Origin of the sequence: Pseudomonas sp. SG-MS2, assembly GCF_009933855.1 — a bacterium.
Taxonomy (GTDB): domain Bacteria; phylum Pseudomonadota; class Gammaproteobacteria; order Pseudomonadales; family Pseudomonadaceae; genus Aquipseudomonas; species Aquipseudomonas putida_E.
The window spans coordinates 1-13,884 of record NZ_MOMO01000092.1 but is presented as its reverse complement, the minus strand read 5'-3'; the positions used below and the strand labels follow the sequence as shown (position 1 = coordinate 13,884).

Genomic DNA, 13,884 nt, shown 5'->3' with positions numbered 1-13,884 from the left:
TGCTGGCAACCAATCGGCTCAACATTATCAACTGACTGTTGCACTTGGAACCTGAGGCCGCCGGTTCACTAATCGGGGGGCTCGCAGGAGGCGCCGCCGGGGGCTATGTGGCTGGAACAATTTTAGCGCCTGCTTTATGCGCCGCGATCGGGTTTTCAACAGCGGGCACAGGAGGACTGCTATGTGCTGTAGTGATCGGGGGCGCTGGGGCTAAGATTGGAGGTGAGATTGGAGAGGAGAGGGGTGAACTCTACGGCGAACTCCTATATCGGAAGTTTTCAAAGTGAAAAATTTCGACCATGGCATTATCGCCGCCATCATTATCAACCTGATCATCATCACACTGACAGTCCAGTGCTTCATTGCCTCACGACGCACTGAGCACTTTGAGTCTTTGTTCCCCAATAGCCATTACATCAAACAAAACAAAGAAACTTACAAGCGCGCCGGATTAATAGGAAAACTCATGCGCACCGGCGCCATCTCAACAGTACTTGCGCTTCCGTCAATATTTACAAAGAGAAATCTAGTTGAACAAAAGGAAATCGAAAAATTCCCAAAGCGAACCAAAATATTACTCGTAACTCTTTGGACATTACACATAACTCTCTTTACCGCCCTTGCAACATCTCACTATTTATAACTTGACCTCACGCCCCACCAGTTCATTGCAGCATGTGTAAAATTCAAATATCGCAGCAGCTTAAAAAAATCGCGGAGCAGGCGCCCTTCCCTCTGGTGCGCAGTTACAAAGGGAAGGCCGCCCGGCCCGCGATGAAGTCCACCTCGCTCGTCAATTCTTCTTGCGGTACCCCTCGACAATCGCCGAGAAATCTTTGCCACCCTCACCCCGCAGGCTCATTGCCTGATAGAGCTGCTGGGCCACAGCACCGAGAATCACTGGCTGATGCGCCTGGCGCGCAGCCTCGGTAGCCAGCCCCAGGTCCTTGAGCATCAACTCGGCGCCAAACCCGCCGGTATAGCCGCGTGATGCCGGGGCGGTTTCGATGATGCCCGGCCACGGGTTGTAGGTGTCGGAACTCCAGCAACGCCCTGTCGAGCTGTTGATGATGCCCGCCAGCACCTTGGTATCGATGCCCAGCGCATTGCCTAGCGCCATGGCCTCGGACACGCCGATCATCGAGATGCCCAGCAGCAGGTTGTTGCAGATCTTGGCGATCTGCCCGGTGCCGACCTCACCACAGTGCACGATGTTGCGGCCCATCTGCTCCAGCACCGGCTTGAGCGTGGCGAACAGTTCAGTGCTGGCGCCGACCATGAAGGTCAGTGTGCCGGCCGCCGCGCCGCCGGTGCCGCCAGAAACCGGCGCATCGCCCATGTCCACGCCTTTGGCCGCAGCGGCCTTGGACACCTCGCGCGCAGTCTGCGGATCGATGGTGCTGCAGTCCACGGTCGGTGTGCCCGGGCGCACGCCCGCCAGCACGCCGTCGTCGTTCAGGTAGACACTGCGCACATGGGCTGCGGCCGGCAGCATGGTGATCACCAGTTCGCTGTTGGCTGCCGCTTCCTTGGGCGAGGCGCTGACCTGCCCGCCCAGTTCGGCGAGCTCGGCCAGTACGGTCTTGTTCAGGTCGAACAGGTTCAGCTGGTGCCCGGCCTTGATCAGGTTGCGGGCCATGGGGGCGCCCATGTTGCCCAGGCCGATGAATGCGATACGCATGGCGATCTCCTTAGCGCAGGCTGATGGTGGTGTTCACACCGTCATTGACGCTGTCGTCATCGAACCAGCGGGCGGTAACGGTCTTGGTCTGAGTGTAGAACTGCACCACCTGCTTGCCGTACGGGCCAAGGTCACCGAGCTTGGAGCCACGCGAACCGGTGAAGCTGAAGAACGGCACCGGTACCGGGATCGGGATATTGATGCCGACCTGACCGATGTCGATTTCGCTCTGGAACTTGCGCGCCGCCGCGCCGCTCTGGGTGAACAGGCCGGTGCCGTTGCCGAACGGGTTGGCATTGACCAGGGCGATGGCCTCGTCGAGGGTGTCGACTTCCAGGGTCACCAGTACCGGGCCGAAAATTTCCTGGGTGTAAACCTGCATGTCGGTCTTCACCCCGGAGAACAGCGTCGGGCCGACAAAGTTGCCTTGCTCGTAGCCCGGCACTTTCACGTCGCGGCCGTCGAGTTCGAGCTTGGCGCCCTCCTTGATACCGCTTTCGATCAGGCCCAGCACGCGCTCCTTGGCGCGCTTGGAGACCACCGGGCCGACATCGGTGCCCGGCTCACTACCGGCGTTGACTTTGAGCTTGCTGGCCGCGTCCTTGATGTCCGGCAGCCATTCACGCGCCTTGCCCACCAGCACCGCCACCGAGGTGGCCATGCAGCGCTGACCCGCGGCGCCGAAGGCGGCACCGACCAGGGCGTTGATGGTTTGGGTGCGGTTGGCATCGGGCAGGACCACGGCGTGGTTCTTCGCACCCATCATCGACTGCACGCGCTTGCCGTGCTGGCTGCCCAGGTTATACACATGGGTGCCGACTTCGGTGGAACCGACGAAGGAAATCGCCTTGATGTCCTTGTGGGTGCAGATCGCATCCACTACCTGCTTGCCGCCGTGCACCACGTTCAGCACGCCGGCCGGCACGCCGGCTTCCAGCGCCAGCTCCACCAGCATCATGGTCGACAGCGGGTCCTGCTCGGACGGCTTGAGCACGAAGGTGTTACCGCAGACGATGGCCATCGGGAACATCCACAGAGGGATCATCGCCGGGAAGTTGAACGGGGTGATGCCGGCGCACACACCGATGGGTTGGCGCAGTGTGTAGGTGTCGACACCGCCGGCGACGTTTTCGGCGAACTCGCCCATCTGCAAGGTGCCGATGGACGCGGCGTGCTCGACCACTTCCAGGCCGCGGAAAATATCACCTTCGGCATCGGCAATGGTCTTGCCCTGCTCGGCGCTCAGGGTCTGGGCGATGCGCTTGCTGTGTTCGCGGATCAACGCCTGCAGCTTGAGCATGATGCGCATGCGTGCGCCGATCGGGGTGTCGCGCCAGGTCTTGAAGGCGCGCTCGGCAGCAGCCACGGCGGCATCCACTTCTTCGACGGTGGCGAACGGCACTCGCGCCAGCACCTGCTGGGTGGCCGGGTTGACGATGTCGCGCCATTCGGTGGTTTTCGACTCGACCCACTGGCCGTGGATCAGCAGCTTGACCTGCTCGACCTTGGTCTGGTCGGGGGATTGGGGTGCGTTCATCTGCGTTCTCCTTGGAATTATTGTCAGGACGAGATCGCCAGCGCCGTGCAAACGCGAGGTGGCGTCATGGGGCTTTTTTCGAGTATAGATGTGCAAACATCCAACAAGAACGCACAAAAAAACCGGATCAACATGCAAAAAGATCTCACCTCCCTGAGCGCGCTCAACTGGGACGACCTGAAGTTTTTCCTCGAAGTGGCCCGCACCCGCAAGGCCAGCAGCGCCGCCAAACGCCTGAGCGTGGACTACACCACGGTGTCGCGGCGCATCACTTCACTGGAAGGCGCGCTGGGCACGCTGCTGTTCGAAAAATCGCGGACCAACGGCTTTGTCCTGACCGCCGAGGGGCAGCGCTTGCTGGGCTACGCGGAGTCGATCGAAAGCACACTGCACATGGCCTGCGAACAGGTGTCCGGTTCAGGTGTGGCGTTGTCGGGCCATGTGCGCATGGGCTGTACCGAAGGCTTCGGCAGCTTTTTCGTTACCCCGCAGCTGAGCCATTTCGTCGATGCCTACCCGGCGATATCGGTGGATATCCTGCCGCTGCCGCACTTCATAAGCCTCTCCAAACGCGAGGCGGACATCGTCATCGCCCTGGAGCGGCCCGAGCATGGGCCGTATGTGTGCTGCAAGCTGTGCGACTATCGCCTGCGGCTGTATGCGACCCAGGATTACCTGGACAACCATGCGCCGATCAACCAGGTCAGCGACCTGGTTGGCCATCCGTTCATCAGCTATGTGGATGACCTGGCGTTCAGCTCAGAGCTGCTGTACCTGGCCAACCTGATTCCCAACGCCAGCGCGCACCTTCGCAGTACCAGCGTGATTGCACAGTACACGGCGGCGTTGCAGGGGCGAGGGTTGGCGATCTTGCCGTGTTTCCTGGCGGCGCAGGATGCGCGATTGGTCACGGTGCTGCCTGAGCAGATCGAGGTGACGCGGCAATTCTGGATGTATTGCCGGGAGGATCTGCGCAAGTTGAAGCGCATTACCTTGCTGTGGGATTACATTCGTGGGGTGACGGAGGCGAATGCGCCGTTGTTGATGGGGCAAACGCGTGAGATGCGTTTCGCTCAGGAGTGATGGGGCTGCTGTGCAGCCCATCGCCGGCAAGCCGGCCCCACGCTTTCCACTGCCTTCGATGTAGTTGTGGAAGCACACCTTGGCCACACTTTGCGCCCGCTGCTCTGAGGTTCTGGCAGTCAGCTCAAAGGCCTCGTTGGCCGCGGCTCAACGATAGCGCAACGCCATCATCGCGGTGAGAGCGCCCTTTCGCGGCACACGGCAGTTCCTACAGCAGTGCATCACACCTGTTCGAGCATCAGCCCGGAGATACGCCGTACCTTGCGTGCCACCGCTTCTTCGAAGATGCCCTGGCGTGGCTCGACCAGGCTGAAGCAATGCTTGGCCCGGGTTATACCGGTGTATACCAGCTCCTTGGTCAGCACGGGGTTGAGCGCATCGGGCAGTACCAGCGCGGTGTGGCTGAACTCAGAGCCCTGGGACTTGTGAACGGTCATGGCGAACACCGTTTCCACCTCGTTGAGCCGGCTGGGCAGCACGAAACGCACCCCGCCACTGCCGTCGTTGCGTGGGAAGGCCACGCGCAGCAAAGGCTCGCCCTGCTCGTCCGGCAAGCGCAGGGCGATGCCGATGTCACCGTTCATCAGGCCCAGGCCGTAGTCGTTGCGCGTCACCAGTACCGGGCGCCCTTCGTACCAAGGCTGCTGGCTATCGATCAGCCCGGCGCTGTGCAGCACCCGCGCCACCCGCTCGTTAAGGCCTTCAACCCCCCAGGCGCCCTTGCGCACCGCGCACAACAACTGGAAGTCCTCAAAGCTGCGCAGCACCTTGCCAGCCCACTGCTCCCAGTGCGGGTCGTCGAAAGCACTGCCAGGCACTGGGCGATAGCGGCCAATGGTACGCAGATAGCTACGATAGCCTTGTGGCCCCTCAGCGCTGCGGTTCAGACCGTCCAGTATCAGCCGATCAAAGGCGCGGTCGTGCTCGCCGCGCAGGGCCAGGCCGAATACATCGGCCGGGGGCATGGTCAACAGGTCGCGGGCCGCCTGGGCTTGCTGGCGGTTGACCAGGCGCGCCAGCTGGCCGATGCCGCTGCCTTCGCCAAAGCGGCGGGAAAAACGCAGCATCACCACCTGCTGGGCCAATGGGTTGCGTTGCGCGTCGCCGGCCTTCAGGCCACTGTCGGCCAGCGACTGACCGCCAATCTGCTCCAGCCATGCCTGGGTAGCGGGTGAGTAGCAGCCCTCTTCGGCATCCCGGCACAGGTCGCCGAGCACCGCGCCCGCCTCGACCGAGGCCAGCTGGTCCTTGTCCCCCAACAGGATCAACCGGGCTTTGGGGGGCAGGGCATTGAGCAGGTTGGCCATCATTTCGAGGTCGATCATCGACGCTTCATCCACCACCAGCACATCCAGCGGCAGCGGGTTGCCTGCATGGTGGCGGAAGTGCCGCGACCCCGGACGGCTGCCGAGCAGCCGGTGCACGGTGCTGACATCGGTAGGAATCTGCCCGCGGACATCGGCACTCACCTGCAAGCGCTCGACCTGTTGACCAATGGATTCGGTCAGGCGTGCTGCAGCCTTGCCGGTGGGCGCTGCGAGGCGAATGCGCAGAGGCCTGCCCTGCTCGACCGCAGGTGCCTGCAGCAAGGCCAGCAGGCGCACTACCGTGGTGGTCTTGCCGGTGCCCGGCCCCCCGGTGATGATGCTGAAGCCGGCGCGGGTGGCCAGGGCACAGGCCAGTTTCTGCCAATCGACCTGGCCTGCCAGAGCGCCTTCGTCGAACAACTGCGCCAGGCGTGCAGGCAGGTCGGCGGGCGTGGCCTCGTCCTGGCTCAGGCGCTGGCGCAGGGTTTCGTCTATCTGCCGCTCATAACTCCAGTAGCGGCGCAGGTAGAGGCGCTCGCCGCTGATCACCAATGGCCGGGCGTTATGACCAGGGGTATTGCCAGTTGCAACCAGGGGGCTGGCGGCAATGCGCTGGCGCCAGGTGTGCAGGTCGAGGTTGGCGAGCAATTGCGACGGTAGCAGCAGCGGGCCTGCCAAAGCATCGCCCTCCGGCGGCAGCGACAGGGCGAAATCCGGCTCGGCAAGGGTTTGCTGCAGGTCCAGGCAGACATGCCCGTGGCCCAGTTGATGGCTGGCCAACGCAGCGGCCAGCAGCAACAGCGGATCGCTGCCGGGTGCGCGCTCTTCCAGGAAGGACACGAATGCCCGGTCCAAAGCCCGCAACCAGCCGCGCTCAACCCAGCGGTCGAGCAGTTGCAGCAGGTCTGCGCTGTTACGTTGTGGCGCCAGCGTCAGCAGGTGCTCTGCGTTCAATGGGGTAGGCAAGAGGTCATCAAGGGTGCGGCTCATGGCGCAGCTCCGGCGAACAGGTCCTGTTGTTGAGGCGCGTGAACGCCACGGAACAGCGCATCGAGCGCCTCGATCAACTCACGTGGCGGCTTGACGAAGTACACGCCGTGGCCGCTGCTGCTGGCCCCGCGCAAGAAGATGAACAGCGCACCGCCCACATGCCGGTCGTAATCGTAATCGGGCAGCCGTGCACGCAGCTGGCGATGCAGGGCCAGCAGATAAAGCACGTATTGCAAGTCGTAGCGATGCTCCAGGATCGCCTTTTCCATGGCCAGCGTGTCATAGGCCTGGATATCCGGGCCAAGCCAGTTGGACTTGTAATCGGCCACGTAGTAGCGGCCATCGAGCTCGAACGCCAGGTCGATAAAGCCTTTGAACATGCCGTTGAGCAGTGTCGGCTGAGCAGCGGGGCGCGCTGCGCCTGGATGGGTGTGGCGGGCGACCAACCGGTCCAGTTGCTCTGCATCGACCTGATGACTGGCGAACCAGAATTCCATTTCTATCTGATAGTGCTGCAACTGCGCCAACGTCAGGCTCATGTCACGGGCCGGCAGTGGCTCGTTCAGCAGTTGCTGCAACCATTGGCTGAGCGTCGGGATCCAGCCGGTCCAGTCGCGCCGGTTGCAGCGCTGGCCGACGGTGCGCTCGATCAGTTTGGGGTTGGCAGCGACCTCGGCGAAGCCTTCGCGCCCGGCCCACTCAAGCAAACCATGGAGGAAGGTGCCGGGGTTCGGCCCGCGCGGGAAGCGGTGAATGTCGCCGCTGTCGGCGGGCACCTCTCGGGGCAGTTGAACATCGATCCCCTCATCGTCGAGCAACTGCTGGGCCTGGGAACTGTCGCCCCCCAGTGTCTGTTCACCCACCCGCAAGGCGCTGTACGACGCGATCCACCAATGCTCCGCCGCTGCGCGACGAGGCTTGCGTGCAGGCAGCAGCTCGCGTTCGGCATGGGGTGTGCGGTAGCGCTCTTCGTCTGCCTCCGGCAGGCCGGGGCAGGCAATGTGCGGGCAGCCTGCCTGCAAGCTCTGCAGCCAGCCCGCCAGTTGTTCCGAGCCCTGCAGTGGCACTCCGCCGCCAAGCAGATAGCCGAGCGCGGAACGGTGCAGCTGCGAGCTTTTCTGGTTACCGCGCTTGAGGTCGGCGACGCCCAGCCAGCATGCGTGCTGGGCACGTGTGAGGGCCACGTAGAGCAGGCGCAGGTCTTCAGCGAGGCGTTCATCATCGGCCAGGGCAATCTGTGCCGGGTCGGGGGTCAGGGTCATCTGCGCATTGCCCTGGCTGTCGTGCCAGGCCAGCGGCAGGCGGCTACCGTCGACCGGTTTGCTGGTGCAGATGAACGGCAGGTAGACCAAGGGGTATTCCAGGCCCTTGGACTTGTGGATGGTCACGACCTTGACCAGTTGTTCATCACTCTCCAGGCGAAGGATCTGGTCCTCACCGGCCTGCCCGGCATTGGCCAGGTGCTCGGCCAGATGGCGGATCAGCGCTTGTTCGCCGTCCAGTTCGCCCGCCGCTTGCTGCAGCAGCTCGGCCAGGTGCAGCAGGTTGGTCAACACCCGCTCGCCATCGCTGCGGGCAATGAGCGTACGCGGCAACTGGAAGTCGTGCAGCAGGTGCCGCAACATCGGCAGTACGCCCTGGCGCTGCCAAGTGTCGCGGTAGCGGCGAAAACGCATTACCCAGTCTTCCCAGACCCGCTCGTCCTGGTTCAGCTGGTCCAGTTCGGCCAGCGACAGGTCCAGGGTCAGGCTGGCCAAGGCGGCCTTGAGCAGGCGCTCGGAGTCCGGCTCGGCGCAGGCCTTGAGCCAGGCCAGCAAGTCATGCGCCTCCTGGGCGGCGAAGACCGAGTCCTTGTCGGACAGGTACACGCTGCGAACGTCACGGGCGGCAAGCTCGGCTCGCACCAGCTGCGCTTCATGGCCGTCGCGTACAAGGATGGCGATGTCAGAGGGCAGGCACGGGCGCAGCTCACCGTCAGCCTTGCTGAAACCGCTCTGGCCGCGCTGGGCACCGTTGAGCAGGGCGACGATGTGGCTGGCGCAACTGGCCGCCAGTTGCTGCCGGTACAGTGTGCTGGAGACGGGGTCGTCGCTTTCCAGTTGCCAGCACTGCAGGGCCGCGATGGCTTGGCCGTCGATCAGCAGGCGTTCGCTGCGCCCCTTGGCGCGCACCTCGATGAACGGCAACGGGTTGTCATCGTCTTCGCGGAACAGGAAGGCGCCCCGCCCTTGCTCACGGGCTTCAGCCTGCAGAAACACCCGGTTGACAGCGGCCACCATGGCCTCGCTGGAGCGGTAGTTGGTGTCCAGGCTGTGCAGCCGGCCGGCGGTGGCGCGCCGCGCGGACAGGTAGGTGTAAATGTCGGCGCCCCGGAAGGCATAGATGGCCTGCTTGGGGTCGCCGATCATGAACAGGCCGGTTTCCTCACGATTTTCGCTGATGCGGTAGATGCGCTCGAAGATGCCGTATTGAACCGGGTCGGTATCCTGGAATTCGTCGATCAGGGCTACCGGGAACTGTTCGCGAATCAGGCCTGCCAATCTCTCGCCGGCTTCACTGGCCAACGCATGTTGCAGGCGCAGCAGCATGTCATCGAAGCCCATTTCGGCGCGGCGGCGCTTTTCCACCTCGAAGCGCGCCGAAACCCAGACAGCGGCGTGTTCGAGCAGGCGTGCATCGGGGCTTGCCAGAGCCTGCAGCTGTTGTGGCAGGTCTTGCATGGCGTGCAGCGCTGGGTGATCTGGAGGCTCACCGACCTTCCAGGCTTCGGCCATGCCTGCTGGAGTCAGGCGCGTAAAGCCAGTCCCAAGGTCAAGTTCCACTATCTGCTCATCAGCAGCCCAGGCGCGTAACTTGTCGAACCAGGGTTCGAAGAAGCGCGCCTGCAGCTTGCGGCCATCGGCCTGCTTGGCGGCGACGGCGTCCCGGCAGATCTGTTGCAACTGCTCGACCCATTGCGCCCATGGGGCTTTAAGCTGGTGCAACTGATCGGCGCGCTGCAGCAGCGCTGCATCAATCAGCGCTTGCGGTTCCTGCTCATCCAGCTGCGCACGCACGCGACCAAACAGGGGGCGGATCCTGGGCAACAGTGCATCGGGGCTGCCCCAATGGCTACGCACCCAGCCCAGGGCCTCGCCGTGCATGCCGTAGCAGAACCGCCGCCAGTAGTCGCGCATGACCTGGCCAAGCAGGTCGCTGTGGTCGGTTTCCAGGCTCTGGGTGAACAGGCTGCCGCTGTCGAAGGCATGCTCGCGAAGCATGCGCTGGCACCAGCCATGAATGGTCGAGACTGCCGCTTCGTCCATCCACTGTACGGCGATCTCCAGGCGGTTGGCGCAGCGCGGCCAGTGCTCGGGTGGGTAATCGTCACGTAGCTGGTGCAGCAGCGGGTCGGCTTCCTGTAACTCGCCGCGAAAGAAGCGTGCAGCTTCGGCCAGGCGCGCGCGAATACGCTCGCGCAGTTCCTTGGTGGCCGCATCGGTGAAGGTCACCACGAGGATCTGCGGTGGCAACAACTCGCGGCCAAAAGCGCACTCGCCGCCATGGCCGAGGATCAGCCGCAGATAAAGCGCCGAAATCGTGAACGTCTTGCCGGTACCGGCACTGGCTTCGATCAGTTGGCTGCCATGCAGGGGGAAACTCAGTGCCAGGGGACGGACCTGGGTCATGCGCCACTCTCCGGGTTGCCCAGCGTCTGCCAGGCTGCGCTGAATAACGGGCGGTACAGGGTTTCGCACCAGCCTTCGAAAGTTTCGTCGGCACTGAGTGCGGCGAAGTCACGGAACTGTCGGGCCAGGGCCAGGCTTTCGCTGCGCTCACCGAAACTGGTGCGGCCATCACCTTCGTAAGCACGGGCAGCTGCGGCGAGGGCTTTGTCAGGATCGTCCTGGGCCAGCCAGGCGAACGCTGTCTTGGCGGCGACCGGCAGCGGCGCATTCATTGCGGCCTGGCGTGACACCAGCAGATGGCCGAGCTGCTCGGCAGCTTCGTGTTGTGGCAGTGGCGCGAGCAGCAGGGTGATGTCGCTGGCCAACAGGGCGCTATGCAGCGGATAGCCTTCGGCGCACGCCGCCAGGTGCATGACCCAACTGGCGATCAGCCGGTGCCACTTGAGGCTGTTACGCCCGGCGCTGATGGTGTTGGGCACCGTGGTGATGCTCAACAGGCTTTGGTCATCGGCCTGATACACCCGGCCAAGCCAACCCTCCAGGCGATGGCTGCCATGCTCGAAATGGATCGGCAGTGCGCCCTCGACCACGTTGGGCCAGCGCTGCAACAATTGGCGATGGCGTTGCAGCAGATCGGGCAGCGGCTGGATCAGCTCTGCCTGCAGAAGCTCGCCGAACCCGGCCAACGGCAGCATGCCGCACGCCTGCAGCCGGCGCGCCTGGGCTTGCAGCGCCTGCTCGGCGTTTTCCGGCTCGGCCAGCGCCGCGCCGAGCAGGCTTTCACTGGCGCTATAGCGCTGCAAGGCATCGAGGACAAACGGCTCCTCATCCGGCGTCGGCGCCTCCAGCGCCTCGAAGAACACTTTCAGGCGCTGGCTGAAGAAGTGACGCACCGGATGACGCAGAAAGTCCTGCAGTTGCGTAAGGGTCAGGGCTTCATCGCTGCTGTAAGCCGGCAGGCCAACATCCGCCTGTTTAGCCTCATCGCAGACTTGGTGCAGCAGCTGCCATTCATGGGCATAACTGAACAACGCGCTGCCTTTCTGGAAATAACGCGGGCTGAAGGGCTGCAGCGGGTGCTCTTGAGTCAACGCATGCAACAACTGCTCGCCCGCTTGCTGGCTGTCGCTGCCACCGGCCAGCCGCCAACCTGCCGCCAGGTGATCGCGCAGTTGGCCTATGAGCACGGATGCCGGGCGCTCGCTATTATCGCGGATGCTCCGGCCGACCCAGCTGATGTACAGCTGATCGCGCGCGGACAACAACGCTTCGAGCAGCAGGTAACGGTCATCCTCCCGGCGCGAGCGGTCGCCGGGGCGGTAGTCACTGGCCATCAGGTCGAAGTCCAGCGGCTGCTGGGCGCGCGGGTAATCGCCATCGTTCATGCCAAGCAGGCAGACCACTCTAAACGGGATGGCACGCATCGGCATGAGGGTGCAGAAGTTTACCGAACCTGCAAGAAAACGCTGGGACAGCTTGCCCTGATCCAGGCCCGACAACCACGCCTCGCGTATGACCGTGAGGGGCAACAAGTCCTGCAAGCCTACGGTCTCGCACACCTGTAGCCAGCTATCGCGCAGCTCCTGCAGTTGCATGAGCAGGAATTCGTCGTGCTCGCCTTCTGCCAGGAAGAACACTTGCAACAGTGCGTTCAGTCGCTCGCCCCACTGGGCCGCAGTGGCTGGCTGAGAGAGGGCATGGTTGGCCACATCGAGGGCGTCGAGCAAGGCCACCAACGGGCCGATCAGCGCAGCATCCAAGCCGCCGATTTCGTCGTAAGGTTCGATACCGTCACAGCCCTCCCCCATACCGACGGCATAACCCAACAGCATACGCCGCAGGCCGAACCGCCAGCTGTTCTGCTCCAGCCCTTCGGGCAGGCCCAGGGACGCTCGCTGCTCGGCATTGAGCCCCCAACGGATACCGGCGCCCTCGATCCAGCGGTGCAGCGTGGGCAGGTCGCTTTCGCGGATCCCGAAACGCGCTCGTACAGCCGGTACGTCCAGCAGATCGAGCACTTCGCTGACGGCGAAACGGCTGTCTGGCAGCTTGAGCAGATGCTCCAGGGCAATCAACAATGGATCACGCCCGCGCTGGCCCTGATCGGTCAGGGTGAAGGGTATGTAACGCGGGTCGTTGCGCTGTAGCTGGCCGAAAACGGCACGGATATGCGGTGCATAGTTGTCGATTGCCGGGAGCATGACAATGATGTCACGCGGGCGCAGGGTGGGGTCGGCACTGAAGCGGGCCAACAATTGGTCGTGCAGGATCTCTACTTCGCGTTGTGGGCTGTGGGCGATGTGGAAGCGCACGGAGCGGTCTTGCGCCAGATCGACCTCAGGCCACAGCTCACGGGTTTCGGCAAGCGGGCGCAGTTCGAGGATATCGTCCTGCAGCTGCTTGAGCAGTGTTGCCGGCTCGCTTTCGCTGAACAGGTCGATGCGTCCATCGCTGAATGCGCCCTGGTAGCTGCCTGGGTCATCATAACTGTCGAGCAGGTTGATGTAGTCGCGGCCCTGTTTGCCCCAGGCGGCCAGCAAGGGGTGGGCGTGCTGGTGCAAGGACTCGTCATCCAACTGCACGGGCATGCCCTGCTTGCGCTGCTGGCGCTTGTACTGGTGGCGCAGCAGGTCCTTGTCGGCGACGATGTCCGCCCAGTGATGGCGACAAGGGTTGTGCACACACAGTAATACCTGGCTGAACCGCGCAAGACCTGCCAGTGCCTCCAACGCTTGGGCAGGCAGCGATGAGATACCGAATACGATTACCCGTGAAGGCAGACCCGCAGGGGGTTGCTCAAGGCTGTTGATCCGCTCGATGAATCGCTGGTGCACCCCTGCACGGCTCTGGGCCATGCCTTGTTCACCTACATCCTCGAGCAAGGCCCGCCACAGCTCGGCCTGCCAGCGGTTGCCAGGTGCCAGGGGTTTGCGTTCGCCACGGGCCGTATTGAGGACGTGCTGGCCGGCAGCCCAGTCCTTGAGCCAGTCGGCACGATAGACCTGATACTGGTCGAACAGGTCAGCCAGGCGCTCTGCCAGCTGATAGCGTTTGCGTAGATCACCGTCGTCGGTGAGGAAGCGTCGCAACGGTTCGAAATGCGTGCGCTCGATCAGCGCTGGCAGCAAACGCATGAGTCGCCAGGTCAGCGGGGCCTTGTCGAGCAAGGAAACCTCTGGAATCTCGTCACGCCCGAGGACTTTTCTGTACAGCTGCCACATGAAGCTGCCCGGCAACTGCACTTCGATGGCAGCAGCGATCCCACAACCACCCTGGTCATCTTCGAGCGGGTCCTCGGCCAAGGCCAGCTTGAGCCACTGGGCGATGCCATTGCTTTGTACCAGGGCGATTTCGTTTTCCAGGGGGGCCAGCGGATAGCGCCGCATCCAGCTCACCACCAGGCTGCGCAAGTCGTCCAGGCGATTGCCGTGCACGATCATGAAGCCGGGATGGAGTGAAGTCGGGTTGGCCATTGATGGTTCTCTGGAAGGCAGTTCGGGCTGATGGGGAACGATATCACGGCTAGCCGCCGAGTCCGGGATCTGTAACAGCCAGAAAAGACAAAACCCCTACCTGCTTGCGCAGATAGGGGTTTTGCGAAATGAATCTTGACGATGA

General features: G+C 63.1%; 7 protein-coding genes. 2 read left to right on the top strand and 5 right to left on the bottom strand.

Going from position 1 to position 13,884, the window contains the following annotated elements:
• The first annotated feature begins 283 nt into the window (after positions 1 to 283).
• Complete coding sequence (locus BLX42_RS07595) at positions 284 to 643, top strand: hypothetical protein (protein WP_046784697.1); 360 nt, start codon at positions 284 to 286, stop codon at positions 641 to 643.
• A 150-nt stretch (positions 644 to 793) separates the two neighbouring features.
• Here the strand turns inward: BLX42_RS07595 and mmsB are convergent, their stop codons facing one another.
• Both mmsB and BLX42_RS07585 read right to left on the bottom strand, forming a co-directional pair.
• Positions 794 to 1,681 (bottom strand): 3-hydroxyisobutyrate dehydrogenase, encoded by an 888-nt coding sequence (mmsB, locus tag BLX42_RS07590; RefSeq protein WP_046784696.1) that lies wholly within the window; start codon positions 1,679 to 1,681, stop codon positions 794 to 796.
• A 10-nt stretch (positions 1,682 to 1,691) separates the two neighbouring features.
• On the bottom strand, positions 1,692 to 3,218 hold the full coding sequence (locus BLX42_RS07585; RefSeq protein WP_161871486.1) for a CoA-acylating methylmalonate-semialdehyde dehydrogenase: 1,527 nt from the start codon (positions 3,216 to 3,218) through the stop codon (positions 1,692 to 1,694).
• Between the two features lie 132 nt (positions 3,219 to 3,350).
• Between BLX42_RS07585 and BLX42_RS07580 the strand changes: the two genes are divergently transcribed.
• On the top strand, positions 3,351 to 4,301 hold the full coding sequence (locus BLX42_RS07580; protein WP_161871485.1) for a LysR family transcriptional regulator: 951 nt from the start codon (positions 3,351 to 3,353) through the stop codon (positions 4,299 to 4,301).
• A 221-nt stretch (positions 4,302 to 4,522) separates the two neighbouring features.
• Here BLX42_RS07580 and recD read toward each other — a convergent pair whose 3' ends face one another.
• The 3 genes from recD to recC are packed head-to-tail and all read right to left on the bottom strand — an operon-like array spanning position 4,523 to position 13,739.
• On the bottom strand, positions 4,523 to 6,598 hold the full coding sequence (gene recD, locus BLX42_RS07575; protein ID WP_161871484.1) for an exodeoxyribonuclease V subunit alpha: 2,076 nt from the start codon (positions 6,596 to 6,598) through the stop codon (positions 4,523 to 4,525).
• On the bottom strand, positions 6,595 to 10,266 hold the full coding sequence (gene recB / locus BLX42_RS07570) for an exodeoxyribonuclease V subunit beta (RefSeq protein WP_161871483.1): 3,672 nt from the start codon (positions 10,264 to 10,266) through the stop codon (positions 6,595 to 6,597). The genes recD and recB overlap by 4 nt, the downstream gene beginning before the upstream one ends.
• On the bottom strand, positions 10,263 to 13,739 hold the full coding sequence (gene recC / locus BLX42_RS07565) for an exodeoxyribonuclease V subunit gamma (RefSeq protein WP_161871482.1): 3,477 nt from the start codon (positions 13,737 to 13,739) through the stop codon (positions 10,263 to 10,265). Before recC ends, recB begins: the two co-directional genes overlap by 4 nt.
• Positions 13,740 to 13,884 lie beyond the last annotated feature (145 nt).

Bases quoted from the DNA above. Each gene is read 5' to 3' on its own strand.
- mmsB (WP_046784696.1), bottom strand. From the start codon at position 1,681: ATGCGTATCGCATTCATCGGCCTGGGCAACATGGGCGCCCCCATGGCC.
- BLX42_RS07585 (WP_161871486.1), bottom strand. From the start codon at position 3,218: ATGAACGCACCCCAATCCCCCGACCAGACCAAGGTCGAGCAGGTCAAG.
- BLX42_RS07580 (WP_161871485.1), top strand. From the start codon at position 3,351: ATGCAAAAAGATCTCACCTCCCTGAGCGCGCTCAACTGGGACGACCTG.
- recD (WP_161871484.1), bottom strand. From the start codon at position 6,598: ATGAGCCGCACCCTTGATGACCTCTTGCCTACCCCATTGAACGCAGAG.
- recB (WP_161871483.1), bottom strand. From the start codon at position 10,266: ATGACCCAGGTCCGTCCCCTGGCACTGAGTTTCCCCCTGCATGGCAGC.
- recC (WP_161871482.1), bottom strand. From the start codon at position 13,739: ATGGCCAACCCGACTTCACTCCATCCCGGCTTCATGATCGTGCACGGC.